The sequence below is a fragment of the Nostoc sp. LEGE 12447 genome, from assembly GCF_015206985.1.
Classification (GTDB): Bacteria; Cyanobacteriota; Cyanobacteriia; order Cyanobacteriales; family Nostocaceae; genus Nostoc.
Map to the genome: position 1 here is coordinate 266,078 of NZ_JADEXT010000004.1, position 25,145 is coordinate 291,222.

General features: G+C 41.4%; 25 protein-coding genes. 22 read left to right on the top strand and 3 right to left on the bottom strand.

The window, feature by feature from the left end; genetic code table 11:
• The first annotated feature begins 1 nt into the window (after position 1).
• From hpsL to hpsP, 5 genes are all read left to right on the top strand, one after another.
• Positions 2 to 1,657 (top strand): hormogonium polysaccharide biosynthesis protein HpsL, encoded by a 1,656-nt coding sequence (hpsL, locus tag IQ274_RS07870; protein ID WP_194141891.1) that lies wholly within the window; start codon positions 2 to 4, stop codon positions 1,655 to 1,657.
• A gap of 11 nt (positions 1,658 to 1,668) precedes the next feature.
• Positions 1,669 to 2,829 (top strand): glycosyltransferase family 4 protein, encoded by a 1,161-nt coding sequence (locus tag IQ274_RS07875; protein ID WP_163933158.1) that lies wholly within the window; start codon positions 1,669 to 1,671, stop codon positions 2,827 to 2,829.
• A 136-nt stretch (positions 2,830 to 2,965) separates the two neighbouring features.
• Complete coding sequence (gene hpsN, locus IQ274_RS07880) at positions 2,966 to 3,946, top strand: hormogonium polysaccharide biosynthesis glycosyltransferase HpsN (RefSeq protein WP_163933155.1); 981 nt, start codon at positions 2,966 to 2,968, stop codon at positions 3,944 to 3,946.
• 51 nt (positions 3,947 to 3,997) lie between these two features.
• Positions 3,998 to 5,173, top strand: a complete 1,176-nt coding sequence (gene hpsO / locus IQ274_RS07885) for a hormogonium polysaccharide biosynthesis glycosyltransferase HpsO (RefSeq protein ID WP_194141892.1) — start codon at positions 3,998 to 4,000, stop codon at positions 5,171 to 5,173.
• A 56-nt stretch (positions 5,174 to 5,229) separates the two neighbouring features.
• A complete protein-coding gene (gene hpsP / locus IQ274_RS07890) occupies positions 5,230 to 6,399 on the top strand; it encodes a hormogonium polysaccharide biosynthesis glycosyltransferase HpsP (protein WP_194141968.1) in 1,170 nt (389 codons plus the stop codon).
• On the opposite strand, the gene IQ274_RS07895 is transcribed toward hpsP, so the two are convergent.
• A complete protein-coding gene (locus IQ274_RS07895) occupies positions 6,396 to 7,109 on the bottom strand; it encodes a hypothetical protein (protein ID WP_194141893.1) in 714 nt (237 codons plus the stop codon). The two genes, hpsP and IQ274_RS07895, sit on opposite strands and share 4 nt — an antisense overlap.
• Before the next feature lie 433 nt (positions 7,110 to 7,542).
• On the opposite strand from IQ274_RS07895, the gene IQ274_RS07900 reads away from it, so the two are divergent.
• The 3 genes from IQ274_RS07900 (at position 7,543) to IQ274_RS07910 (ending at position 11,063) form a co-directional block, all read left to right on the top strand.
• A complete protein-coding gene (locus IQ274_RS07900; RefSeq protein WP_100900226.1) occupies positions 7,543 to 8,181 on the top strand; it encodes a peroxiredoxin in 639 nt (212 codons plus the stop codon).
• Positions 8,182 to 8,297: 116 nt separating this feature from the next.
• Positions 8,298 to 8,882 carry a Uma2 family endonuclease gene (locus IQ274_RS07905; protein ID WP_194141894.1) on the top strand — a complete coding sequence of 195 codons (585 nt, stop codon included), beginning with the start codon at positions 8,298 to 8,300 and terminating at the stop codon, positions 8,880 to 8,882.
• A gap of 183 nt (positions 8,883 to 9,065) precedes the next feature.
• Positions 9,066 to 11,063, top strand: coding sequence for a chloride channel protein (locus IQ274_RS07910; protein WP_228058089.1), 1,998 nt, complete (start codon positions 9,066 to 9,068; stop codon positions 11,061 to 11,063).
• A gap of 188 nt (positions 11,064 to 11,251) precedes the next feature.
• Here the strand turns inward: IQ274_RS07910 and IQ274_RS07915 are convergent, their stop codons facing one another.
• Both IQ274_RS07915 and IQ274_RS07920 read right to left on the bottom strand, forming a co-directional pair.
• Entirely contained in the window at positions 11,252 to 12,046 is a 795-nt protein-coding gene (locus IQ274_RS07915) for a MinD/ParA family ATP-binding protein (RefSeq protein WP_194141895.1), read from the bottom strand.
• Positions 12,047 to 12,089: 43 nt separating this feature from the next.
• Positions 12,090 to 13,151 carry a c-type heme family protein gene (locus IQ274_RS07920; protein WP_194141896.1) on the bottom strand — a complete coding sequence of 354 codons (1,062 nt, stop codon included), beginning with the start codon at positions 13,149 to 13,151 and terminating at the stop codon, positions 12,090 to 12,092.
• A gap of 436 nt (positions 13,152 to 13,587) precedes the next feature.
• Between IQ274_RS07920 and IQ274_RS07925 the strand changes: the two genes are divergently transcribed.
• The 14 genes from IQ274_RS07925 (at position 13,588) to IQ274_RS07990 (ending at position 25,136) form a co-directional block, all read left to right on the top strand.
• Positions 13,588 to 13,827, top strand: a complete 240-nt coding sequence (locus IQ274_RS07925; RefSeq protein ID WP_194141897.1) for a CTB family bacteriocin — start codon at positions 13,588 to 13,590, stop codon at positions 13,825 to 13,827.
• Between the two features lie 94 nt (positions 13,828 to 13,921).
• Complete coding sequence (locus IQ274_RS07930; RefSeq protein ID WP_194141897.1) at positions 13,922 to 14,161, top strand: CTB family bacteriocin; 240 nt, start codon at positions 13,922 to 13,924, stop codon at positions 14,159 to 14,161.
• 94 nt (positions 14,162 to 14,255) lie between these two features.
• The gene (locus tag IQ274_RS07935) at positions 14,256 to 14,495 is read left to right on the top strand and encodes a CTB family bacteriocin (protein ID WP_179072227.1); all 240 of its coding nucleotides are present in this window, start codon (positions 14,256 to 14,258) and stop codon (positions 14,493 to 14,495) included.
• Between the two features lie 87 nt (positions 14,496 to 14,582).
• Complete coding sequence (locus IQ274_RS07940) at positions 14,583 to 14,822, top strand: CTB family bacteriocin (RefSeq protein ID WP_194141898.1); 240 nt, start codon at positions 14,583 to 14,585, stop codon at positions 14,820 to 14,822.
• A 52-nt stretch (positions 14,823 to 14,874) separates the two neighbouring features.
• Positions 14,875 to 15,114 (top strand): CTB family bacteriocin, encoded by a 240-nt coding sequence (locus IQ274_RS07945; RefSeq protein WP_194141899.1) that lies wholly within the window; start codon positions 14,875 to 14,877, stop codon positions 15,112 to 15,114.
• A gap of 98 nt (positions 15,115 to 15,212) precedes the next feature.
• The gene (locus IQ274_RS07950; protein WP_194141900.1) at positions 15,213 to 15,455 is read left to right on the top strand and encodes a CTB family bacteriocin; all 243 of its coding nucleotides are present in this window, start codon (positions 15,213 to 15,215) and stop codon (positions 15,453 to 15,455) included.
• A gap of 64 nt (positions 15,456 to 15,519) precedes the next feature.
• Positions 15,520 to 15,780 (top strand): CTB family bacteriocin, encoded by a 261-nt coding sequence (locus IQ274_RS07955; protein WP_163927821.1) that lies wholly within the window; start codon positions 15,520 to 15,522, stop codon positions 15,778 to 15,780.
• Positions 15,781 to 15,809: 29 nt separating this feature from the next.
• Positions 15,810 to 16,049: a hypothetical protein gene (locus tag IQ274_RS07960; RefSeq protein WP_163927823.1), complete on the top strand. Its 240-nt coding sequence runs from the start codon at positions 15,810 to 15,812 to the stop codon at positions 16,047 to 16,049.
• Between the two features lie 50 nt (positions 16,050 to 16,099).
• Positions 16,100 to 16,471 (top strand): CTB family bacteriocin, encoded by a 372-nt coding sequence (locus tag IQ274_RS07965; RefSeq protein ID WP_163927825.1) that lies wholly within the window; start codon positions 16,100 to 16,102, stop codon positions 16,469 to 16,471.
• A 137-nt stretch (positions 16,472 to 16,608) separates the two neighbouring features.
• Positions 16,609 to 16,842 (top strand): hypothetical protein, encoded by a 234-nt coding sequence (locus IQ274_RS07970; RefSeq protein ID WP_163927827.1) that lies wholly within the window; start codon positions 16,609 to 16,611, stop codon positions 16,840 to 16,842.
• Positions 16,843 to 17,029: 187 nt separating this feature from the next.
• Positions 17,030 to 18,127, top strand: a complete 1,098-nt coding sequence (locus IQ274_RS07975) for a cyclic nucleotide-binding domain-containing protein (protein WP_194141901.1) — start codon at positions 17,030 to 17,032, stop codon at positions 18,125 to 18,127.
• Between the two features lie 190 nt (positions 18,128 to 18,317).
• Positions 18,318 to 19,760 carry an NHLP bacteriocin system secretion protein gene (locus tag IQ274_RS07980; protein ID WP_194141902.1) on the top strand — a complete coding sequence of 481 codons (1,443 nt, stop codon included), beginning with the start codon at positions 18,318 to 18,320 and terminating at the stop codon, positions 19,758 to 19,760.
• A gap of 2 nt (positions 19,761 to 19,762) precedes the next feature.
• On the top strand, positions 19,763 to 22,006 hold the full coding sequence (locus tag IQ274_RS07985; protein ID WP_194141903.1) for an NHLP family bacteriocin export ABC transporter peptidase/permease/ATPase subunit: 2,244 nt from the start codon (positions 19,763 to 19,765) through the stop codon (positions 22,004 to 22,006).
• 202 nt (positions 22,007 to 22,208) lie between these two features.
• Entirely contained in the window at positions 22,209 to 25,136 is a 2,928-nt protein-coding gene (locus IQ274_RS07990) for an NHLP bacteriocin export ABC transporter permease/ATPase subunit (protein WP_194141904.1), read from the top strand.
• Positions 25,137 to 25,145: the final 9 nt, after the last annotated feature.

A 25,145-nucleotide genomic window follows, 5' to 3' on the forward strand; every position in this document is an offset into this window, starting at 1 on the left:
TATGCCGAAAATAAAGTCAAAATCCAAGACATCTAAAAAATCGAAAAAGCAGACTTCTAAGGAAACTTCTACTCTTAGTCTCAAAGAACAGTTAGCCCAAAAACGCAAAGCAGCCCTAGCACGTAAAGAACTCATTAGTTTACTCACCACCGCCATTTTTGGCGGTTTATTCGTTGGCGTTGTGCTTTTTTTCGTAGGTGGAATTAAAGCAGCAGTCCCCGGTGTTTTAGGGATAATCATCATGTCCCTTTCTTACAAATACCCACGCCAAGCGCTATATGCCTTCATCATTTACGTACCTATTGGGGGTACTATCACCTACTATTTAGGCAGTAGTCCCATACTCCAATTAGCTAAAGATGCCTTTTATGTTCCAGCGCTAATTGGACTTTGGCAAACTTGTCGAAAGCAGGGATTACCTTTAATTATTCCCCAAGGCATTAAAATTCCGCTTTATATCGTTTTGGCTTGCAGTGTACTAACACTATTATTTGTCAATGGTGGACAGCAGTTTAACCCGCCTAGCGTCGGACTATTAGAAAAAGTAGAGAAAGAAATACCTTTAGGTATGGGAATTTTGGGGCTAAAAGTATTTTTAGGCTATGTCCCTCTAATTGGTTGTGCTTACTATCTAATTCGGGATAAGCGGGATTTTCTCTTTTTATCGCGCCTCCAAATTGTTCTCATACTGTTTTGTTGTGTGTTGGGATGTATCCAATACCTCTTACTACTAACTGGTATATGTCAAGGCACTAGAGGTCTTGAAGGAAATGCCCTATTTGTCACATCATTAGAAGCCCGGTGTTATTTTGGTGGAGCGCTTTTATATAGTCCCGAAGAAGGGGTAATTCGTCTGCCAGGAACATTTGTAGCCCCTTGGCAATGGGCGTGGTTCTTAATTTCCAGCACCTTTTTTACCTTTGCCACCGGCTTCACCGATCCCTCTTTTATTTGGCGGATAGTCGGTTTAGGTTCTTTAGTGACAGTCTTTATCAATGCTGTAATTTCTGGACAAAGAATTGCCTTAGCCTTAGTACCAATATGCTTCGGGATTTTGCTATTGCTGACTGGTCAAATTGGCAACCTTAAAAAATTTATCCCCATAGGTATAGGACTGGCTATAGTTTTAGGAATTGTGATGGTAAGTAACCCTACCGTCGTCCAAGAGAGAACCGAGAGTTTTACCAGTCGCTGGGACGCTTCACCACCTCAAGATTTTATCGTCCAGCAATTTGAAGAGAATTGGAAAAATGTAGATGGGCCGTTAGGAAGTGGCTTAGGTCGAGCAACTAACTCTGCCCGCGCAATGGGTAAAACTAAACTGGTAGAAACCTACTACCCCAAAGTCCTTTTTGAAGTTGGAATTATTGGAGTACTGGCTTTTTTGGGTTTGGTAACAAGTTTAACAATTATGGGCTTTAAAACCTATCGCTCCATAAAGAACCGTAATTTCCGCAGTTACGGAGCAGCTTTATGGGTGTTTATATTGTTTATTAGCTACAACACCTACTACTATCCTCTAGATGTTGACCCGGTTGCTGTCTATTATTGGTTTTTTGCGGGAGTTCTTTTTAAACTGCCAGAACTAGAGAAACAAGATAAGGAAGATGCCGATCCTGAGCAAAAAAACAAGAGAAAACGTCTAAAAACAATTTAAATGAAATAAAAATGGCAAAAGTTATCATAGGAGGTCAAAAACACCTCAGCATTCCCAACTTACCTCGAAATTCTCGGCATACACTCATCTACCCCAAGCCTTTCCCCGCAGGCAGATATCCTATAGAAAAAATTTGGTATCCTTTAGCCAGTTTTATGGCTTGGCAACCTGTATGGCAAAGATACCAAGCAATTCATTCTTTCAACAGAATTTTATATACAAATAAACCTTGGTTTCTTACTTTTGAGGATCATCGTATTTTATATAGAAATCCTCATAATCAAGTTGAAGCAGCAATTTATGAATTATTAAATAATCGATTAGCACTAGACAATTGTCAAAAAATTATTGCAATTTCTGATTATGCCAAGTTGAGATTAATCAAGCGGATAGAAGGTTGGGAAATAGAAGAAAAAGTAAGTAAGAAAGTGGATGTTATTCATCCCAACTTCCCAATAAAAGTTAAGCAATCGAAACTTTATCAGGAACAGCAAAATCTCCAGCTTGTATTTATTGGAAATCACATTGCCCGTAAAGGCGGAGTTGTTGCTTTAAGACTAGCCCAAAAAGCTGAAAAACTAGGTTTGCCCATTACTGTACATATAATATCGGGACTGGAACATGGTTCAGGAGTTCCAACTGATTTCCCCGATCGCAGTAAATATGTAGAGGATTTAAAGTTACTTAAATTAAATAACGTTGTCTTTCATAGAAATATTCCTAATGACAAAGTTATTGAGTTATTATCGCAAAGTCATTTTCAATTAATGGCGACATTACATGATACTTATGGCTTTAGTATCATCGAAGGTTTTTCTGTTGCAACTCCTGCAATTACGACAAATGTATGCGCCTTACCAGAGTTTGTTCGTAATGGTGAAAATGGCTATATTTTAGAGTTGCCAATTAATGAAATTAGGCACTGGAGCAATTGGCTACATGGAGAGAAAACTAAAACTGATGAATATTGGGAGATTGTCGATAGCACTTATGACTATTTAGCAGAACAAGCATTGCAACAAATCATGCAATTTCTTGATAGAAGTGATAAACGAGAACATTACGAATTTTTAAGTGCAGGAGCATTAGCTCAAGCGCAACTTGTACATAACTCCGAAAAGCAAAATGAGTTATTTGATAATCTCTATGCGGCTGCGGCGGTGGGAATATAAAAAATTAAAAGCAATCTTAATCAGTTATTCGGTTATTGACTGACTGTAAATTAAGGCAACAGTAGCTTAGTAAAGTTAATGAAAATTAATTTTTATCAGGTTATTATCAAAATAGAAAAATTACTTAATAAAAATCATGGATAATTATCCTTTAATTTCTGTAGTTATCCCGACTTATGGTAGAGAGGAAGCTTTACGAGATAGCATTGTAGATGTCCTGAAACAGGATTATCCCAATTTTGAAGTTTTAGTAATAGACCAAACTCCAACGCACCAGCCAGAAATTCAAGCCTACCTAGAAGAGATGGCAGATGTAGGTAAAATTAAATGGTTGCGATTAGATTGGGCAAGTTTACCAGGAGCGCGAAATTATGCTGTGCGACGGTCTTGTGGTGAAATAATATTATTTATTGATGATGATGTTCAGCTAACCCCAGAATTGTTAGCAGCCCATGCGAAAAATTATTTGCAAAATCCAGAAGTGGGGGCTGTCGCCGGACGGGTGTTTGACAGAATGAAATTAGGTGATTCTGGAGGAGATTTACAGATTGAATATCTGCCTCCCGAAGCTATGGACCCAGGAATTGCTTGGTATCATATTGATTTAGTACATACCACCAAACCTCAGCAAGTACTGACAGCCAGGGGTTGTAATATGTCATTTCGCCGCGAAATATTTACTAAGTACGGATTGAGGTTTGATGAGAGGTTTCGCGGTAGTGCAGTGCGCGAAGAGTCAGATTTTTGTTTGCGGGTGAGACAGACGGGGTATAAGATTTGGTACGACCCAGAAGCCCATTTGGTGCATTTAGGCGAAGAAACAGGGGGTTGTCATGATATTAGTATGCGATCGCTAAAATATCAACTCACCTTTTATCACAACCATTTCCTACTAGGGCTGAAAAACCTGACTGCGACTCAAGCTTTACGCCTATACGGTCGTTTATTTGACTGTCATGTTCTGGGACGACCACCTTGCCATAAAAGTGGTTCCCCCATCAAAATTGCCACTCGCGGTATTTTCTACATTTTGGGTTTTTTCAAAGCCTTGGGTACTGTCATCCAATCACTATGGAATGATGGTCAAATTTACAGTCGATTGGATAAACAAGTTTAGTTATTGGGAATTGGGAATTGGGAATTGGTGAATAATAATTAATAAATATCAATGAAAATCTTAGTTGCTAGTCATACTTATATCGTAGACCTCAACTGTGAGAAATTACGCGCTTTATCTCAGCTAGAACCTGACATTGAAGTGACAGTTGTAGTGCCAAAGCGTTGGAAACCAGGCGGTGTACAAAACAGAATTATTGAAACTGAATACCGTGATGAAGGCAAATTTAGAATAGTTCCAGTTTCTAATTTTAGTCAAAATCATCAGGGGCTTCTTACTTTTGGCGCTGATTTGATATCTTTATTAAAACAATTTCGCCCGCAAATCATCCAAGTTGAACAAGGTTCTAGAGCTTTGGCTTATACTCAGATGATTGCCTTAAATCAGCTATTAGGACTCAAGGCAAAAAATGTGTTTTTTACTTGGTGGAATCTTCCTTACCAACTGAAACTACCAATTTCTTTATTAGAAAAATATAACCTCAACCACAGCCACGGCATTATTTCTGGCAATCAGGATGGAGCAGAAGTTTTGCGACAGAGGGGATATAAAGAAGCAATTAAAGTCATGCCGCAACTGGGCGTAGATGAAAGTTTATTTACTCCCAAAGCTCAACCAGAGTTAGCAGCAAAGTTGGGCATTGAAAAAGAGGATTTTGTGGTAGGTTTTGTAGGGCGATTTGTCCAAGAAAAGGGTTTATTAACGCTTTTGCAAGCCTTAATTGTATTGAAAAATAAACCTTGGAAATTACTACTACTGGGGCGAGGAGAGTTGCAAAGTGAATTACTCAAAATCGCAGCAGAAAACAATATTAAAGAACGGTTAATTTTAATCGAAAGTGTTCCTCATGATGAGGTTGCAAGTTATATCAATTTAATGAGTACTTTAGTATTACCTTCAGAAACAACTTACAAGTTTAAAACCTTAACTTCTACTGGTTGGAAAGAGCAATTTGGTCATGTGCTAATTGAAGCGATGGCTTGCCAAGTTCCTGTGATTGGTTCTGATTCTGGGGAAATTCCCTATGTTATTGGCGATGCTGGCTTAGTATTTCCTGAAGGTGATGTTCAAGCTCTGGCTAATTGCTTAGTTCAATTAATGGATAAACCAAATTTTGCTCATACTCTCGGTGAAATGGGTTATCAAAAAGCAATGATTCAATATACCAATAAAGCTTTGGCTAAACAGCAATTAGAGTTTTATCAAGAGTTGGTCATTAGTCAGTAGTCATTGGTCATTAGTGAAGAATAAAGGATAAAAGATAAATGACAAATGACAAAAAAATGAAAATATTACAAATTGTTCCCTCAATTTCTCTAATTTACGGTGGGCCGAGTCAAATGGTACTAGGGCTAGCTCCAGCGTTAGTAAAAGAGGGAGTAGAAGTTACAATTATCACAACTGATAGTAATGGCGATAATGGTCAAACACCTTTAGATGTTCCTTTAAATCGTCCAATTAAACAAGATGGTTATGAAATAATTTACTTTCGTTGTGCGCCGTTTCGCCGCTACAAATTTTCTCTAGATTTATTAAACTGGCTAAAACTTCATGCTCACGAGTTTGACATAGCACATATCCATGCTCTATTCTCCCCAATAATTAGCGCTGCTGCTATTGTGTGTCGTCAGAAAAAACTACCTTATATTTTCCGCCCTTTGGGTACTCTCGATCCGGCTGATTTACAGAAGAAAAAGCAATTAAAACAGCTTTATGTTGCAATTATAGAACGCCAAAATTTAGCTGGTGCGGCAGCTATTCATTTTACTAGCGAGCAAGAAGCTAAAATATCAGAAAGATTTGGAGTATCTACACCAGATTTGGTGATTCCCTTGGGTGTGATTCCCCGTCAATCGTCTATTAAAAATGTATGTAATCAGCTAGAAATACCAAAGGATGTGCCTTTGGTGCTGTTTATGTCACGAATTGACCCCAAAAAAGGGTTAAATTTGTTGATTCCGGCGCTAGAGAAGCTGTTAGCGGTTGGTTATAAGTTTCATTTTGTCTTAGCTGGTACTAATCCTCAAGATCCAGATTACGAACAAAAGATAATATCCCAAATTCAAAATTCACCACTGCGATCGCACGCTACAATTACAGGCTTTGTCACTGGTGAACTCAAAGTCAGTTTACTACAAGCTGCTGATTTATTTGTCTTGCCTTCTTACTACGAAAATTTTGGGATTGCTGTAGCTGAAGCGATGGTTGCAGGTGTACCCGTAGTCATTTCTGACCAAGTGCATATTTGTCAACAAATACGTGATAGTGAGTCGGGTTGGGTAGGCGCAACAGATGTCCAAGCACTGTTAGAGTTACTGCAAGAGGCTTTGGAAAATCCCGCAGAACGCCAACGCCGAGGATTAAATGCCCAAAAGTACGCCTTAGAAAATTTTAGCTGGGATGCGATCGCAAGGCAAACAATCCAAGCCTACCAAAAAATTCTGGCAATTTAACCCAACGCAGACAACAGCAATTTTTGCCAAATAGGTGCGAGAATTGCTTTGACAACGATATCCGCAATTACAAAACCAATTCCAATTAACATATAAGTTTTCGGAAAGGGAGACTTCGAAACTTCGCCTCTGATGCGAGTTAATAAATTTAATCCTAATGCAGCTAAAGCCACCCCAGTAGCGATAAACCCGATTATCCGCAAAATTGACCACGGATACCAGCCTAAAATAGCTGCTAACCAAGGTTTAGCACTAACTTTCACTAATTCTGCAACATAAAAATTCATGTAGTTCAGCATCCAAGTACCGAATATTAATGCCACGCTACTAATAGTGGCAACGCAGAGAATACAAAAAATCCCGTAGTGCAATAAATGGTTTGGTAAAAATAAATTGAGTGAACCTTCCATACCTTCTCCCGTGCGAATCCAGTGAAACATCTCTGTAGTGTATGACTGTCCACGAAGGATGACTTTTGCTGCTGTTTCTGGTGCGATCGCAGTTGCTACAATTACAGCAATACTCTGCAACACTCCCCACAGTAACATCCACCAAAAAGCACTTTTATATTGTTGACGACGTATTTGTAACAAGAAAATGGGATAGGGAACAGCAGTACCTAAAATCGGCATCAACCAAGGAAGTCCAAAAACAAAACTTGCAGTTGTGCTAAGGATAACACCAATAACCAAAAGGATTACTATCATCATTAATTCAAAATTAAAAAATAATAAATATATTTTTAATCTTTATTCTCATTACTTGTTTTGTGACAATTAAATTTGTCATAGCTTATAAATTTCTCATAATATTGCATCGATGCGAAGAAAAATTATCGGAATTTTGCAATAATGTGGAAATGTTGTAACTCAATAAGCCAGACGTGCAATAGCTTATAGTTAGCTATCACCCTGATATTTGCAATCTTCTATGTAAATAAAAACCTATAGGGAAAAGATAATAAACTAAAGCATATATGTGTACTTTAGTCAATAGTTTTTACCTCCTTTTAATCACTGATCTGAGAGCGCTGACAACCTAAAATTTTGTTTCAAACTGCTAAAGTCCGATTGGGAAATCGGGGTTTTATGTCATGATGACATACTAGAATATATATGCCTTTCTAACTACAGGGAATCTCACATGGCTCTCCGTCTAGGTGACACAGTACCCAACTTTACGCAAGCCTCAACACACGGCGACATCGATTTTTACCAATGGGCAGGTGACAGCTGGGTTGTGCTGTTCTCTCACCCTGCTGATTTTACACCTGTTTGTACAACAGAACTTGGCACAGTTGCCAAGCTAAAACCAGAATTTGACAAGCGCAATGTCAAAGCGATCGCACTCAGCGTTGATGACGTAGAATCTCACAAAGGCTGGGTGGGAGACATTGAAGAAACTCAAAGCACCACCCTTAACTACCCAATTTTGGCGGATGCAGATCGCAAAGTTTCTGAGCTTTACGACATGATCCACCCCAATGCTAATGCGTCAGTGACAGTGCGATCGGTGTTCGTGATTGACCCCAATAAAAAACTCCGCCTAAGTTTCACCTATCCTCCCAGCACCGGACGCAACTTTGATGAACTTTTGCGGGTAATTGATTCTCTGCAATTGACTGATAATTACAGCGTGGCGACACCAGCTGACTGGAAAGATGGAGAGGATGTTGTAATTGTCCCCTCACTCAAAGATCCAGAAGTACTCAAAGAGAAATTCCCCAAAGGTTACGAGGAAATCAAACCCTATTTGCGGATGACTCCTCAGCCTAACAAGTAAATCTGAGAATGATTTCGGATAAAAAGCAAAGACGCAAAGATATAACTTTGCGTCTTTGTTTATTTGGGTGAGAATATAGTCAGTGGGCTAGGCATCCGAACCTGGAGGAAATCCCGATGTTTTCATCTCCTTTGGTTTTGCAAATTCCGTCATCAATGCAAATGACAGACGAACAATTTTTTGATTTCTGTCAGATGAATCGAGACTTACGCATTGAGCGAAATAAATTTGGAGAGATATCAATTATACCGCCTATAGGTGGTACAACAGGCAACCGTGGAGGCAACATCTTTGGACAATTGTGGGTGTGGTCGGAACAAGATAGTACAGGTATAACTTTTGACTCTAGTACTGGATTTAAACTATCAACAGGTGCAAACAGATCGCCAGATGCTTCTTGGATTAAGCTAGAACGGTGGAATTCTCTGTCTCCAAAACAACAAGAAAAGTTTGTACCTATTTGTCCAGATTTTGTAGTTGAACTCAAATCTCCCAGCGACAACCTCCAGACTTTGAAAGAAAAAATGGAAGAATATATGAATGAGCCAGGAATACAGTTAGGCTGGTTGATTGACCGTAAGCAGCATAAAGTCTATATTTATCGTCCTGGATTGTCAGAGGAATGTTTAGATAATCCTGCCACTGTAAGCGGCGAGTCGGTATTGCCTGGGTTTTTTTTGAATATGAGTAAAGTTTGGTAAGAAAATTTTATTTAAATTTAGGCTGGCGACGATACAGCAATTTAAATTGGGAAATTGGTGTGACATCTAAGGGTAATTGAATAGTAAAAGTGCTAAGCTAATCGTCATTTAAATTGCATCATTTTCAGGTAATAAAAGCTACAAACCATCTCCCTTGCTCCCTGCCCCCTGCCCCCTGCGATTTTGGCTTCTTTCATCGCTTCAGTCATCTCCAGACTGTATGGTAGTCACAGCTTGGATCTGAATCATCTGGATTTAGGATTTTCACATACCACTTTCTTCGCTCAGGAAATCCCTTTCTACTTGATTTTAGGGGTGCTGGCTGGGCTAATAGGCATTCTGTTTAATAAAAGTATTCTTGCAAGTCTGGCAATTAATCGGCGTTTCCTCAACCTGAGTTTACCCTGGCGAATTGGAATTGTGGGGTTAGTGACTGGTGTTGCGATCGCTCTGTTACCTGTCACCTTTCGCAATAATGCTGGGCTGAGAGAAATTTTGCTTGTAGGTAGTAGTGGTAATTGGCTATTTGCAGCGATCGCTCTTTTAGTCCAATTTACCCTAATTATTTTAACCTACGGCTCAGGAGCGCCAGGGGGTTTGCTGGTTCCCACATTGGTCTTGGGTGCTGCCCTTGGCTATTTGGTTGGTGCTGTCGAACAGAGTTTGCTGGGAATGAGTGCTGCAACAACCTACGCTCATGTGGGGATGGCTGCACTTTTTAGCGCCGTCTCTAAAGTGCCGATTACAGCAGTCGTCATTGTGTTTGAGATGACGACAGATTTCAATCTGGTGCTACCGTTAATGATTGTATCTGTGATTGCTTATTTAGTAGCAGAAAAAATTGACCCGCGATCGCTCTATGACCTTCTACTAGAGTGGAAAGGGATTCACATTACAAAAGAGCCAGGCACAGAGGGAATTTTAGCACAAATAACTGCCGCAGATGTGATGCAGCGACGTGTCGAAACCCTATCTAGCCAGATGAGTATTGATGAGGCAGTGCAGGCATTTTCCGACTCTCACCATCGCAACTTCCCAATTTTAGAAAAAGGTAAAGTTGTTGGCATTATCACTCAGAAAGATTTAGTTAATCTTGCCTCGCAACAGTTAAGTGGAAATACAACTATCAGCAAGATTATGACACCAGAGCCAGTAACAGCGAGTCCCACAGCGACGCTGGCTTATGTGCTGCATATACTTAATCGTTATCACCTAAGTTGCTTGCCTGTTACAGAAGGTCGGAAGCTAGTAGGAATTATTACTCGTAGTGATATTATCCGTGTAGAAGCAGAGAGGTTGAGTGGTAATACCCAACAGATAGAATCGAAATCAGCACCTTCTTATGTGATTTACCAAACTCGCGCTCCAGCTACAGGCAAAGGAAGGTTACTAGTACCACTTTCGCATCCACAGACAGCCGAGACTTTATTGGAAATGGCTGGGGCGATCGCTAGAGCTAACAATTACGAAATAGAATGCCTACAAGTAATTATTGTTCCATCTAACCGTATCCCATCTGAAACACCAGTACAAATTACCAAAAGCCTTGAGCTTTTACAGAAAGCAATACTGTTAGGAGAGAAGTGGCGGATTCCCGTTCACACCCAGATTCGAGTTACCCATAATGTCGCTGGAGCAATTTTGGAGACTGTCAAAGATCGACATATTGATTTGATATTAATGGGATGGAAAGGTACTACATCAACTCCTGGTAGAGTTTTCAGCCGAGTGGTAGATACCATAATTCGACAGGCAGGTTGTGATGTTGTCTTGGCTAAATTGGATGATAAAAGAGCTTTTGACCGTTGGTTGCTGCCAATGGCAGGTGGTCCTAACTCCAGCCAAGCAATTCGGTTATTACCTGCTCTTGCTTCCTTAAGTAAATCCCCCCAAATCAATCTATGTCAAATATTCCAGCCTACTAAGTCTCTACCTGACACAACATTACTAGATAAATCTGTTCACTTTCTCCAACGCCGAGTTAAAGGTAAAGTGGTGGCGACTCCAGTCCAAGCCAATTCTGTTTCTGAGGCTGTACTTGAATGCGCCCAGCAAGACAATAGTGATGCTATTGTTTTGGGAGCTAGCCGTGAAAGTCTACTACAACAGGTAATTCAAGGAAATATTGCAGAAAATATTTCTCGCAAGAGTAATTGCACAGTTATTATGGTCAAAACTTAATTACGTAGGTGCAAGCTTACACATAAGAAATTACGCATTAGTTTTGACTTTCATCGGCGAGTATACAGTAAAGACAGTAAAGGTTGCACGTTAATTAGGGTAGCTCTGAGCAATAATACTGCTCCAGTTAATGCACTCTTCCAGTTTTCAAATCTGTCACCCTAGTACCCACCCTTGATAACTAACACTTATCTAGCAAACAATCTAACTCCAGAACCAGTGATTTGTTTGGCGATCGCACTAATTTTTTGAGTCCATGAATGATCTGGATACTGCAAACAGAAGATTCCACCACTCCCTAATTCAAACATCTCTTCACAAACAGGGAGTATTCCAGCCACAGGGGTTTTGTAGGTATTCTCCACTCGTTTCCCTAACTCTTTGAAATCTAAAGATGGCAGAGCTTTGTTGATCACTATTAGCATTTTAGGTACTTCTAGCTTACGAGCAACATCTATCGCTACTGCTGTACCTTGATAATCCTGTTTATCTGGACGGAGAATCAGCACCAGGACATCAGAAAGAATAATAGATAGTAACGTTTCTTCGTTAATGCCAGGATGAGTATCGATCAACAGATAGTCAAGTTTTAAACGGCGAACTAGATTATGTAAACCATCATTCAGTCGACGTGCGTCATAGCCCTCGCGCAAGATTCGAGAAATGTCACTCATCTTAATGCTGGAAGGAATTAGATGAACACTTCCCTGGCGACCAAAAAATGTTTGTTTTTGTTTGAGAATGGCGCTAACGTCATAAACGGCTTCTTCAATTTGACAACGACCCCAGAGATAATCGTTCAATGTGTAGCGAATTCGCTCTTGTTCAAGACCAAATAGAACGTGGATTCCCGGAGATTGGATATCTGTATCAACTATCCCAACTCGCTTTCCAGAACGAGCGATTAGAGCAGCAAGATTACTCGTGACATTTGACTTACCAGTTCCGCCTCGGAATGAGTGAATGGAAATAATTTCAGACATAATAAATCCTCAATACTAATTTTTAATTCGTAATTATTAATTATTAATTTGGAGTATTTCGTTTATTTCTGATTTCTTTTGCCTCCTCCTGCAATTTTTGGAATGTTTTTGATTCAGCAATTTCTGCAACTTCACGCGCACGTTTAGCTTCATCAACTTCTATACGCAGTGTATGCAACTGTTGTCTGAATTGTTGTTCACGGGCAGAAATTTCATGCACCATGCGTTGAAAAACTCGTCCTAATTGTCCTAACTCATCATGACGTTGCACAATCGATGTTAGCTTTTCACGATCGTACTCTTGTGCTTCTTCGACACTAATTTCATTCATACTAATTTTCTGAGCAAGTTGTGCCATTGGTTTAAGCGGTTGTAGTACATTTCGCTTTAACAAATAATTAATGAGCAAAATCATGATGGCGAAGATCGTAATAAATAAGCTAATGAATAAAACAAAAGCACGATGAGCATCCTCAAAGACTTGCTTGGCAGGAATATAAATAATTTGTGTGCCTAAAATTTCATTGAGTTTCCACCCAAAGCCATTTTCTGAACCATAACTAGCAATCTGACTTTTGGGAGCAACTTCAGGAGTGCTATGACAGCGTAGACACGTTGGATTATTAATGGAAAATGGACGAGCGTTATAAAACATTTTCTCGTCATAAGATTGATGAAAACCGGATATGTTTTTCAACCCTGGTTCCTTGCGAAATCGTTCGATAAGTTCCGTTTCAAATACATCTGCTTTATCTCGTAAGTTAGTCGGGTTTAGGTTGGCATCTTTGTATAAAAAATCTTTAAACTCTTCGTTTTTCCGAAGATTATCAAACACTTCTCTTACTGCAAAGCTGGGAACAACTTCAGGGATAAATGTGGCTTGAGTGTCCAGCATAGGTGTCAGAATAGGATTGATACGCGTGTGTGTATAGTTCCTCACTGAGTTCATAGTTTCTGCAATAACTTGGCTACGATAAGCGATTTCGGCTTCTGCTTTTTGCTCAAGTGCATGAGATAAAGCAAAACCACTAACCGCGATCGCACCGATGAACACCAGTAATAAAAGTAAAGTAAATTTAGTTGCTAATTTGAATCTATTAAACATTGTTGTTTGAGTTTTTATTTACAACATTGCTAGAAACTGATAACTATAATTTCTTAATTTAGTTTGAGTTAGTGATGGATGTAAAATACTCTCATTTATTAGGATCAATCCTAGTTTTGCATTCATGCTTCTACGTTTAGTCATACTACGATATTGCAGTGAAATGCCACATCTGCAAGCAAATCCATGACTTTTGTAGTAACTAGCTTGGTTAGCCTATGACGAAAGTCTTACCTATTGCCCAATACCATATAGCGAAAGTCAGACCACATCTACTTACTTCGCTTAGGTAAAATCCTAGACGTTTTTCAGATGTACATAACTAAGTTGATTTCGTATTCTAGAGACATCAAGCGAGGGAAGCGGTAAGCGACTAACCAGCAAATCACTCTTTCTGCTTGATACAACACACATTACACATTAAGGAAAAAACATCATGTCTGACAACATTCAACCCATAGAATTATCTTCTGAAGAATTGGACAACGTAGCTGGTGGTGCTTTTAGCTTCGTCGATGCTGACAACTACAACGCAATTGATCAGCAAGGTGGTGCAACTGTTATCGGTGCTAATGGCGGTATTAGTTCTTTGAACACTCAGCAAACTGCTGTATCTCATCAAAGTTTGCACGAAATCAAAGCAACTGGCTTGTTTCCTTCCACTCTCGAGAATTAGTAACAGAACACTAATTACACAGAGCAGAATTCAATAAAGCGTTCTGCTTGATAGAACACACATTAAACACATTACACATTAAGGAGAAAACATCATGTCTGACAACATTCAACCCATAGAATTATCTTCTGAAGAATTGGACAACGTAGCTGGTGGTGCTTTTAGCTTTGTCGATGCTGACAACTACAACGCAATTGATCAGCAAGGTGGTGCAACTGTTATCGGTGCTAATGGCGGTATTAGTTCTTTGAACACTCAGCAAACTGCTGTATCTCATCAAAGTTTGCACGAAATCAAAGCAACTGGCTTGTTTCCTTCCACTCTCGAGAATTAGTAACAGAACACTAATTACACAGAGCAGAATTCAATAAAGCGTTCTGCTTGATAGAACACACATTAAACACATTACACATTAAGGAGAAAACATCATGTCTGACAACATTCAACCCATAGAATTATCTTCTGAAGAATTGGACAACGTAGCTGGTGGTGCTTTTAGCTTCGTCGATGCTGACAACTACAACGCAATTGATCAGCAAGCTGGTGCAACTGTTATCGGCGCTAATGGCGGTATTAGTTCTTTGAACACTCAGCAAACTGCTGTATCTCATCAAAGTTTGCACGAAATCAAAGCAACTGGTTTCTTTCCTTCCACTCTTGAGAGTTAGTAACAGAGCAGTAATTACACAGAGCAGAACTCAATAAAGCGTTCTGCTTGAGATAACACACACATTACACATTAAGGAGAAAACATCATGTCTGACAACATTCAACCCGTAGAATTATCTACTGAAGAATTGGACAACGTAGCTGGTGGTGCTTTTAGCTTCGTCGATGCTGACAACTACAACGCAATTGATCAGCAAGCGGGTGCAACTGTTCTCGGCGCTAATGGCGGTATTAGTTCTTTGAACACTCAGCAAACTGCTGTATCTCATCAAAGTTTGCACGAAATCAAAGCAACTGGCTTGTTCCCTTCTACTCTTGCTAGTTAGTAACAGTTTTATTTGAGATAACACACACATTACACATTAAGGAGAAAACATCATGTCTGACAACATTAAGCCCGTAGAATTATCTGCTGAAGAATTGGACAACGTAGCTGGTGGTGCTTTTAGCTATGTCGATGCTCACAACCTCAATGCATTGGATAAGCAAACTGGTGGAACCGTTCTTGGTGCTAATGGCGGTATTGGATCTTTCACCGCTCAACAAACTGCTGTATCTGAACAAGATTTGCACGAAATCAAAGCAACTGGCTTCTTTCCTACCACTCTTGAAAAATAGTAACTAATTACACAGGGCAGAACTCAATAAAGCAATCTGCTTTATTGAACACAGATAGAACACACATTAAACACATTACACATTAAGGAGAAAACATCATGTCTGACAACATTCAACCCGTAGAATTATCTGCTGAAGAATTGGACAACGTAGCTGGTGGTGCTTTTAGCTATGTCGATGCTGACAACTACAACGCAATTGATCAGCAAGCGGGTGCAACTGTTATCGGCGCTAATGGTGGTATTAGTTCTTTGAACACTCAGCAAACTGCTGTATCTCATCAAAGTTTGCACGAAATCAAAGCAACTGGTGTCATTCCTCCCACTCTTGAAAGTTACTAACCAGAACTTAATAAAGCGTTCTGCTTGATAAACAATACACATCATAAATTAAGGACAAAACATCATGTCTGATAACATTAAGCCCGTAGAATTATCTTCTGAAGAACTAGATAACGTTGCTGGTGGTGCTTTTAGCTTTGTCGATGCTCACAACTTCAACTTTTCGGATAAGCAAAGTAGTGCAGTGATTATCGGTGCTGATGGCGGCATTGCATCCTTCAACAGTCAGGAAACTACTATATCTAAACAAGATTTGCACGAAATCAAATTCACTGGAGAAGAATTTCCTAGCGGAATTCCTAGTAATTTATTTCTAGGCTCATAATCAACACCATAAGGAGAAGGACAACGATCATGGAAAATGTGCAGCCTAATGAAATACTGGAACTATCCAATCAAGAACTTGATTATATTGCCGGTGGCGCAACTAGCGATGTCTTTGGAACAAACGCAAATGCCATAGATTCTCAGTTTGGTTTTGTGGAAATTCCTAAAGAAGGCGGCATTAAGAGCGTTACCTTTCAAGTGAGCGTTTTCTCTGAGCAAGACCTTAGAGAGTTTAAGGAAGCGGGTATTTCTAGCCCTGAAGCTTGAGCTGGATTTCTCAGTTTGACGAATTTCGGGAGCAGGAGGGGTTGTTAACCATGAGCCTAGCAGCCAATCGGTTAACTCCCTCCGCCTTATTTAACTTTAACACGTGGGGTCAAGGAGCTTCTATGTCAGGTGACGAAATTACTCCGAATGATGAAGCGATCGAACTATCAGATGAAGAGTTAGACGATGTAGCTGGTGGTTTTAATTTGCAGTTTACATCTACACGATTTCACAGATCGACAAGGGGATTTAGCCAACAAATATCACGAGGACGAGGGTTTCACTCAAAACGGTCGGCTTTTCATGCAGAGACAACAGACTCTTCTGTGTTCCACCTCTCCATCACCGACGCGACAACAGAGGATCTAAAGGTTCTTGGTGAATTGTTTGGAGATATATCTGCGATCGAAGGTTCTACATAAACGGAGTTTCTCAAATCAATCAATTGCAGTTGAGCAAAACTTGTCCAACTGCTTTCTGAAATTATTCTTGTGTGATTAATAATTTCACTTTCATAAACTTAGGTCAATTTATTAATAAATGAAATGACAAGGAAAAAATGGCAATGGAAAACAAAAAGCAAAATGAATCACAAGAGCTATCGCCTCAAGAACTCGCAAATATTTCGGGTGGTATTGCCGTAGGTGAGCATTATCCAGGTGAGTATCCTACGGACGAGAAATATAACAATCTGTCTGAAGCGATCGCAAACAAGCTTGAGAATATAAAGCTTCCTTATTGGAATGACAATAAACCAATAAGCGTTGAGCCGAATGAAGGTCGCGGTGATTGATGCTAAAAACCTGTAGCAACTCATCAACCTAGTTAATCGCGCAATGGGGAGTTGAACAATTCAAAATTCAAAATTGCGGAAAGTCTAAGTTAAGGCTTTTCTATATCTGAACCATAAATTAAATTACGAATTACGAATTACCCCTCTCCATTTCTCTCCCGTTAGCAGAACACAAGGAAGTTAAATTATGACAGAAGTTCTACTTAAGGAACTGACAAATAGCGATATTGACTGGATCTTGGCAACGGGTCAAAGAGAAGAAATTACTGCTGGTACGATCCTCATCCGCCAAGGAACACCTGTTGATGCCCTCTATATTTTGCTTGATGGCGCATTAAGCGTTTCTGTCGCTCAGGCTGACGATAATCCCATTGGTCGGGCATTTGCCGCCCTTGAAGGTGGCGAACTATCTGGACGAGAGGTTGCACTGCTGGCAAATGGTGAAGTTGTAGGAGAAATGCCCTTTTTAGCCTCCTACCAATCTTCAACTACAGTCAAAGCTGCTAGAAAGTCCCTAGTGTTGATGATTCCTCAGCAGCAGTTGATTCAAAAATTGCAAGAAGATGTGACGTTTGCAGCCCATTTTTATCGAGCGATCGCAGTTCTACTTTCTCACCGATTAGAGCAGATGATGGGCCAAATTGGCCAAAGCACAGTCGTGCTTTTTCAGCCCCAAATTCGAGAAATATTATTTACATTTGCAGAATTAAATGATAGCGATATTGGTTGGATGATTGTTGCAGGCAATGCCATGAGACTTCCTGCAGGAACGGTGTTGTTTCAAGCTGGAAGGCCCGTTGATGCTCTCTATATTTTATTAGATGGCAAGATGGTGGCTTCCATTGCTGAAGATACAAGCAATCCTCTCACCCGCGCCTTTTCAACTTTAGAACAGACAGATCATATCGAACGGGAGTTTGCTCAATTATCGCGGGGTGACATAGTTGGCGAAACGCCCTTTGTCGAAGCCAGTCCACCTGCGATGACAATTCGGGCGGTTGAGGATGCGACTGTGTTATCGATTCCCAGATGGCGACTTTCTGCCAAATTGCTACACGATGTGGGTTTTGCTGCCCGATTTTATCGAGTCTTAGCGATTTTGTTAGCAGATAAACAGCAAGGAATTATCAATAGTCTGGGTTACGGCAGGATTAACTATAGCTCAGGTAAATCTTTAGATGAACGCTTGACTTATGAAGATGAACTGAGTTCTAGCTTTTTGGCTCAAGTGACACTGGCGGGGACTCGATTTGATTGGATGTTGAAGCAGATTCGCGGGAATTGAACTGGGGACTGGGGACTGGTGACTAGGGATTGGGGATTGGGTATTAGGAAAAATTTACTCTTTATCTCTATCTCTAATCTCTATCTCTGTTGTCTTTAGCTTTTAATTTTAAAGTATCCAATTCCCAATTCCCCATTCCCAATTCCCAATTCCCTAATATACAAATTTCTACAACTTGAATGGAGTCAGTATGGTAACGACCAACAAAAGCAATCTATTCCGCAAAGAAGCACTTGATCGTTTATCCTCACCGGAGCGGCTCGATCAACTCATGCAGGTGGTTCAACCAAAGAAGTGGATTCCGTTAACTGCGATGGGATCTCTAATTGTTGTTGGACTTGTTTGGAGTGTTTTTGGTCGCATTCCCATTACTGTAGCTGGACAAGGCGTAGTCGTTTTTCCTAGCAAAGTCGTTGGATTCCAGTCTCCTAGTTCCGGGCAGATTCTCATGCTTTTTGTTCGTACAGGCGATGAGGTGAAGAAAGGACAGGTACTAGCGACAATCGACCAAACTGAACTTCAAGATAAGTTGAAACTTGCACGAGTCAAGCTTGCTCAACTTCAGGAACAAGACCAAAATGCCAATACTCTGCAACTTCAGCGAACGGTTTTAGATAAGGGTGCAATTGGGCAACAACGTCAAGCACTCCTGCAAACTCTCAAGACAACCCAATCACTAACACCAATTCTCAGAAGTAAAGGTCTGGAGTCGATTCGGCAAGAGCGTCAGAACTTACAGGAACAGTTGCAGACAACGCGAGATTTGATGCCCACGTTCAAGGAAAGATTTGACATTCGCCAAAAGTTACGTGAAGAAGGAGCAGTTTCGAGTGATACCGTTCTTCAAGCGCAACAAGAATTTCTCAATAGTAAAACCAAAATCAATGAAATCGAATCGCAACTAAAACAACTTAATGTTAAAGAAGCGGATGCAGAACGAGAATTCTTAGCAAATATCAATTCAACTAAAGAACTGCAAGCACAGTTAGCAGTACTAGATAGTAAGTTTGCTGGGCAAGCAGAACAAGATTTAGCTATTTCTACTAATCGCAGAAAAGAAATTCAAGACACCCAGCGAGCGATCGCAGAATTAAAATTAGAAATCAAAGCAAACAGCCAGGTAACTAGTAATTTCAATGGACGAATTCTCGAACTTTCTGCTGTTCCTGGACAAACCCTGGAAAAGGGCGCTCGCATTGGCACAATCGAAGCTAGAGACTCTGGGAATAAGTTAGTTGGGGTGGCATTCTTCCCAGTCAGCGAAGGCAAAAAGATTCAAAAAGGTATGGAGTTGCAAGTCACTCCTTCGACCGTTAAACGAGAACGCTTTGGTGGTATTATCGGGAAAGTCACAAGTATTTCTGCATTTCCGGTTAGTAAGGAAAGCGCATCAAGTGTTGTCGGTGGTCTTGAAGTTTTACAAGGGTTAACCACAGAAGGCGCACAAATTCAAGTTTTTGCGGAACTTGAGCCAGATCCTTCGACTAAAAGCCGTTTTCGGTGGTCATCCTCTAAAGGGCCAAATAGCCAAATTACACCGGGAACCACCACCTCAGTGCGCGTGAAAGTGGATGAACAATCCCCGATTTCCTTTGTGTTTCCGATTCTGCGATCGTGGAGTGGAATGTATTGATTATGCGGCAAATTCAATCACAAATTGGGCTTAGATTTAAAAAATTTCAACGACTCATCAGCCGTCCCGATCGCCGTCGTCGGACTCCCACCCTCTTACAAATGGAGGCAGTAGAATGCGGTGCAGCCGCACTGGGAATTATTTTAGGATACTATAATCGCATTGTCCCCCTTGCAGAACTCCGTCAAGCTTGTGGTGTTTCCCGAGATGGTAGTAAAGCATCTAATATTCTCAATGCGGCTCGCAGCTACGGATTGCAGGCGAAAGGCTTTAAGGTCGATTTGGCTGGGTTACGCAAACTGCAATGTCCTTATATTGTCTTTTGGAATTTCAACCATTTTCTAATCGTCGAAGGATTTGCCAAAGACAAAGTTTATCTTAACGATCCTGCCACCGGGCCCCGCACAGTTTCACTCCCAGAATTCGATCGGTCTTTTACCGGGGTAGTGCTAGTTGGTGAACCGAGTGCAGAATTCCAGCCAGGAGGACGGAAACCGAGCCTGACATTATCCTTATGGGATCGATTGCAGAGTTCTCTGGGAGCGTTGGTTTATTGTGTGATCGCCGGCTTACTGTTAGTGATTCCCGGATTAGCCATCCCTGCGTTCTCCCAAGCCTTTGTTGATAATGTCTTGATTGAAGGCAGAAGTGATTGGTTGCGACCATTAATTTTAGGGATGATCCTCACAGCCATATTGAATGGTTTTTTAACATTGCTTCAGTTGCAATTTCTGCGACGCATGAAAATTAAGCTAGCTGTGGGGATGTCTAGCCGATTTTTGTGGCATATTCTGCGGCTACCAGTGAGTTTTTACGATCAACGATTTGCCGGTGAAATTAGCAGCCGTGTCCGCCTCAACGATAGCTTGGCGAATCTGCTTTCAGGAAGATTAGCGACGACAGTAATCTCAGCCTTTACCGTTATCTTTTATGCCGCAGTCATGTTGCAATATGATGTCGTTCTCACTGCGATCGGCATTGCCTTTGTAATCGTGAATGTCAGCGTGTGGCGATGGGTTTCACGGCAGCGAGTCGATGCCAACTTGCGATTAATGCAAGAACAAGGCAAGGTCAGTGGGGTAGCGATTTCTGGACTGCAAAGTATGGAAACGCTCAAAGCATCGGGGCTAGAGTCAGAATTTTTTTCGCGGTGGGCAGGTTATTACGCTAAAGCAATTAATGCCCGCCAAGAAATGGATACGACTAATCAAAACCTGGGTGTGTTGCCGTCATTTCTCACCTCCATTACATCCATGCTTTTGCTGGCGGTAGGAGGGCTACGGGTAATGGATGGCGTACTCAGCATTGGGATGCTCATTGCCTTTCAAGCCTTGATGCAAAGATTTCTAGAGCCTGTAAATAATCTGGTGAGTTTAGCGGGTGAACTCCAGGAAATGGAAGGCAATTTAGGTCGGTTAGATGATGTGTTACGCAATCCGATTGACCCTGCTGTAGAGCGAGACTTTAGTATATCGCCAACTCAACTACCTGCTGCAAATGTTCGGCTTCAGGGTTATATTGAACTTCGTAACATCACCTTTGGCTATAACCGCTCTGCACCTCCCTTAATTGAAAATTTCAGTCTTTCACTTAAACCTGGTCAACGAGTTGCTTTAGTGGGTGGTAGTGGTTCGGGTAAGTCAACCGTTGCCAAGCTGGTGTGTGGATTATACGAACAGTGGGCGGGAGAGATTTTATTTGATGGTAAACCCAGAAAACATATTCCGCGATCGATTCTGACTAATTCAATTGCCCTAGTTGAGCAAGATATTTCGCTATTTGCGGGCACTGTGCGCGACAATCTTACGCTTTGGGATTCGACTGTGCCTTTTAGTAACTTGGTTCGTGCTTGTAAAGATGCTGCTATTCAGGATGTAGTGCTTTCCATGCCTGGAGGCTACAACGCTGACCTCGCAGAAGGGGCATCTAATTTGAGTGGTGGGCAGCGACAAAGATTAGAAATTGCCCGCACTTTAGTGAATAATCCGGCAATTTTGGTGATGGATGAAGCGACCAGTGCGCTCGATTCCGAGGCAGAAAAAATGATCGATCAGAGACTCCGGGAGCGTGGCTGTACTTGTGTAATTGTGGCGCATCGGTTAAGCACAATTCGCGATTGTGACGAAATTATTGTCTTCGATCGCGGCAAGGTGGTGCAACGCGGTAGCCATGAGGAATTGCAGAAAGTTGAAGGTAAGTATTTGCAGTTGATTCGCAGTGAAGGGGAAGCGGCTCAGGAGGAGTGATTGCAATTAAAAATTAAAAATTAAAAATTAAAAATTGCGGAAAGCTCAGAGTTAAATCTGTTGTTTTCATTTTAGAGAGTTGGTGTTGATTAATATTTGTCTGAAATTTTTAGCCTATCTCGGATGAGGCAAGAGGTAAGTATACACGTTAAATGCCAAAAATTATTAGATTTTATATTAATTTTATGGAGCAGGAATATATATGTTAGATCAAATTCGCAGCGCTACCCTGCCGGGAGAGTACTATCACTTCAAAGGCAATGAGCCAATTATTCTCAATGACCCGAAGACGATTTGGATCGTAAAATCGGGTTCATTGGCGGTGTTTGCGATTCCGGTGAAAGAGGGAATTGCTGAGGGAAGTCGCCGCTATTTATTTACCACCCGAACTAAACAGGCAATGTTTGGCATCATTAGTGATTCTCAGCCGATACCCTATCAACTTCTGGCGGTGTCGATTGAAGAAACGGAACTTATGAAAGTTTCAAGGAAAGATTTTCGGGAATTTATTGCCGATCGCAATGGCGAAGCCGTAACTTTAATAGAGGGATGGATTGAGCAACTAGGATTGGCGCTGTCTTCTATTACTCCACCTGGACTGCCGTTTCAAGAAGAAGGGGTTCGCTATTTCTCACTCAGCAATGGTCAGATTTTCCAACCACAGCGAGAGCTGGTATCCTGGGTACAAATTCAGCGTGGTTACGCAGTTTGGATGGGGTTTGAGCAACTGTTAGTTATGCCTCAATCAGGATTGTTGCCCTTGAGTGCAGATATGTGGTTTCAAGCTGAAGATACAACCGAGCTAGAAATTCTAACTACGTCTGAGATTGAGGATGGGAATACTCTGTTGAGGGGGATTTTCCAAATTCAAGTCTACTTTCTTCAGAGCCTTTTTCTTCTGGAACAGGAGGAAAAAGCGGTAGAATTAAACCGATTTCAAGAACGACAACACCTCAACGATCGCGTGATGAAGGAGACGCTGGGCGAGTTGTCCTCGTTGCTGCAATCTCCGCAAATTGGCGCTTCTGCTCAAATTGAAGCCAATGATTTTGACCAAGCTTTGCTCATCGCTGCGGGTGCTGTGGGGCGGACTTTGGGTGTGACGATTCGACCGCCAGCCAAGTCTGAAGACCTAAAACGAGTTCAAGATCCGCTACAAGCGATCGCTCGTGCTTCTCGTTTACGAACTCGAACGATCGCTTTACAAGGTCAATGGTGGAAGAAGGATTGCGGTGCAATGCTGGCTTACACGCTAGAAGATAACAATCCTGTGGCGCTGTTACCTGTGTCTGATACCCGCTATGAAATTTTTGATCCAATTAAGCGATCGCGCACTCCAGTTAATGCTAAAAGTGCGATTAAACTGGCGCTAACGGGATATACTTTCTATCGCCCATTACCTGATAAAGTCCTCACCACCATCGATTTACTGAAATTTGCTCTCCAAGGACACTACAAGGAATTGTTGATTGTCTTGGCTGCGGGTATGGCGACGAGTTTATTAGGAATGATTGTCCCCCAAGCTATGGCCATCTTGATTGACAGTGCCATTCCTGATGCCAATCGCGGTTTATTAGTGCAAATTGCCTTAGCGCTGCTAGCAACTGCATTTGGTAGCACCTTGTTTCAACTTGCCCAAGGCTTTGCAATCATGCGCGTGGAAACCTTTGCCGATGCTTCCACCCAAGCAGCAGTCTGGGATCGGTTATTGAATCTAAAAGCATCATTCTTCCGTCAGTACTCAACTGGAGACTTGAACTCACGGGTCAGCGCCATTAGCCAAATCCGCCAAAAGCTTAGTAGCACTGTTCTTAGAAGTATTTTCACCAGTTTGTTTGCGTTTCTGAATTTAGGACTGCTTTTTTACTACAACGGTTCGCTAGCGTTAATTGCCACTCTTGTTGCTTTTGTCAACATTACTATTACTCTGGTTTCGGGAATTTACACTCTGCGGAAGGTTCGTCCCTTACTAGAGTTACAAGGACAACTCTCAGGGGTGATGGTGCAGTTAATCAACGGCGTTAGCAAATTGCGAGTTGCAGGAGCAGAAGCTCGCGCCTTTGCTTTTTGGGGAAAACAGTATAGTCAGCAAATCAAATGGATGCTGAGTACCCAAGGCATTGAAGATGCTCTGGCTGTGATTAATAAAATCTTGCCTGTATTGACTACAGCAATCCTCTTCTGGTTCGCCAGCAGTTTACTTCAGCAAGCCAATTCCCCAGAAGGTGGTTTATCTACAGGTGTATTTTTAGCATTTAATGCGGCATTTGGCACATTTATCGGTGGAGCTACCAGTCTCAGCAGCACAATTATAGATGTTTTGCAAGTGGTTCCTTTGTGGGAACGAGCGCAGCCGATTCTGGAATCCAAACCGGAAGTTGACTCGGAAAAAACCGATCCAGGTCGGCTTTCTGGACGATTGGTTGTGGATCATGTAATTTTCCGGTATCGAGATGACGGGCCTTTGACATTGGATGATGTTAGCATTCATGCGGAAGCTGGGGAATTTATCGCTTTTGTCGGAGCTTCGGGGAGTGGAAAATCAACCCTGTTCCGATTATTACTGGGGTTTGATGTCCCGGAATCTGGCACGATTTATTACGACGGACAAGATTTAACCGGGTTAGATATTCATGCAGTACGTCGGCAACTAGGAGTTGTGATGCAAAATAGCCGATTGACATCTGCATCGATCTTTGAGAATATCGCCAGTGGAGCAATGATCTCGATGGATGAAGCGTGGGAAGCGGCGCGGATGGCTGGCTTTGCTGAAGATGTCGAATCGATGCCAATGGGAATGCACACGGTAATTAGTGAAGGAGGAACTAATATTTCTGGAGGGCAACGCCAGCGATTATTGATTGCCCGATCGCTAGTATTAAAACCCAAAATCTTGTTATTTGATGAAGCCACCAGTGCCTTAGATAACCGCACTCAAGCGATCGTCAGTCAAAGTTTAGAGCGTTTGAAGGTGACACGAATTGCGATCGCTCACCGTCTAAGTACCATTCGCAACGCCGATCGCATCTATGTATTCGAGAGTGGTCGTGTAGTCCAAGAAGGTAGTTTTGATCAACTCGCCAATCAACCAGGATTGTTTGCCCAACTGATGGCGCGACAAAAGCTTTAAAATCATAAG

What these genes read in the sequence shown, in the direction of transcription:
- IQ274_RS07965 (WP_163927825.1), top strand. Translation starts at nt 16,100, where the DNA reads ATGAGCCTAGCAGCCAATCGGTTAACTCCCTCCGCCTTATTTAACTTT.
- IQ274_RS07915 (WP_194141895.1), bottom strand. Translation starts at nt 12,046, where the DNA reads ATGTCTGAAATTATTTCCATTCACTCATTCCGAGGCGGAACTGGTAAG.
- IQ274_RS07960 (WP_163927823.1), top strand. Translation starts at nt 15,810, where the DNA reads ATGGAAAATGTGCAGCCTAATGAAATACTGGAACTATCCAATCAAGAA.
- IQ274_RS07920 (WP_194141896.1), bottom strand. Translation starts at nt 13,151, where the DNA reads ATGTTTAATAGATTCAAATTAGCAACTAAATTTACTTTACTTTTATTA.
- IQ274_RS07930 (WP_194141897.1), top strand. Translation starts at nt 13,922, where the DNA reads ATGTCTGACAACATTCAACCCATAGAATTATCTTCTGAAGAATTGGAC.
- IQ274_RS07895 (WP_194141893.1), bottom strand. Translation starts at nt 7,109, where the DNA reads ATGATGATAGTAATCCTTTTGGTTATTGGTGTTATCCTTAGCACAACT.
- IQ274_RS07980 (WP_194141902.1), top strand. Translation starts at nt 18,318, where the DNA reads ATGGTAACGACCAACAAAAGCAATCTATTCCGCAAAGAAGCACTTGAT.
- IQ274_RS07970 (WP_163927827.1), top strand. Translation starts at nt 16,609, where the DNA reads ATGGCAATGGAAAACAAAAAGCAAAATGAATCACAAGAGCTATCGCCT.
- IQ274_RS07935 (WP_179072227.1), top strand. Translation starts at nt 14,256, where the DNA reads ATGTCTGACAACATTCAACCCATAGAATTATCTTCTGAAGAATTGGAC.
- IQ274_RS07975 (WP_194141901.1), top strand. Translation starts at nt 17,030, where the DNA reads ATGACAGAAGTTCTACTTAAGGAACTGACAAATAGCGATATTGACTGG.
- IQ274_RS07905 (WP_194141894.1), top strand. Translation starts at nt 8,298, where the DNA reads ATGTTTTCATCTCCTTTGGTTTTGCAAATTCCGTCATCAATGCAAATG.
- IQ274_RS07985 (WP_194141903.1), top strand. Translation starts at nt 19,763, where the DNA reads ATGCGGCAAATTCAATCACAAATTGGGCTTAGATTTAAAAAATTTCAA.
- IQ274_RS07950 (WP_194141900.1), top strand. Translation starts at nt 15,213, where the DNA reads ATGTCTGACAACATTCAACCCGTAGAATTATCTGCTGAAGAATTGGAC.
- IQ274_RS07940 (WP_194141898.1), top strand. Translation starts at nt 14,583, where the DNA reads ATGTCTGACAACATTCAACCCGTAGAATTATCTACTGAAGAATTGGAC.
- IQ274_RS07875 (WP_163933158.1), top strand. Translation starts at nt 1,669, where the DNA reads ATGGCAAAAGTTATCATAGGAGGTCAAAAACACCTCAGCATTCCCAAC.
- IQ274_RS07925 (WP_194141897.1), top strand. Translation starts at nt 13,588, where the DNA reads ATGTCTGACAACATTCAACCCATAGAATTATCTTCTGAAGAATTGGAC.
- hpsL (WP_194141891.1), top strand. Translation starts at nt 2, where the DNA reads ATGCCGAAAATAAAGTCAAAATCCAAGACATCTAAAAAATCGAAAAAG.
- hpsO (WP_194141892.1), top strand. Translation starts at nt 3,998, where the DNA reads ATGAAAATCTTAGTTGCTAGTCATACTTATATCGTAGACCTCAACTGT.
- hpsP (WP_194141968.1), top strand. Translation starts at nt 5,230, where the DNA reads ATGAAAATATTACAAATTGTTCCCTCAATTTCTCTAATTTACGGTGGG.
- IQ274_RS07990 (WP_194141904.1), top strand. Translation starts at nt 22,209, where the DNA reads ATGTTAGATCAAATTCGCAGCGCTACCCTGCCGGGAGAGTACTATCAC.
- IQ274_RS07900 (WP_100900226.1), top strand. Translation starts at nt 7,543, where the DNA reads ATGGCTCTCCGTCTAGGTGACACAGTACCCAACTTTACGCAAGCCTCA.
- IQ274_RS07945 (WP_194141899.1), top strand. Translation starts at nt 14,875, where the DNA reads ATGTCTGACAACATTAAGCCCGTAGAATTATCTGCTGAAGAATTGGAC.
- IQ274_RS07955 (WP_163927821.1), top strand. Translation starts at nt 15,520, where the DNA reads ATGTCTGATAACATTAAGCCCGTAGAATTATCTTCTGAAGAACTAGAT.
- hpsN (WP_163933155.1), top strand. Translation starts at nt 2,966, where the DNA reads ATGGATAATTATCCTTTAATTTCTGTAGTTATCCCGACTTATGGTAGA.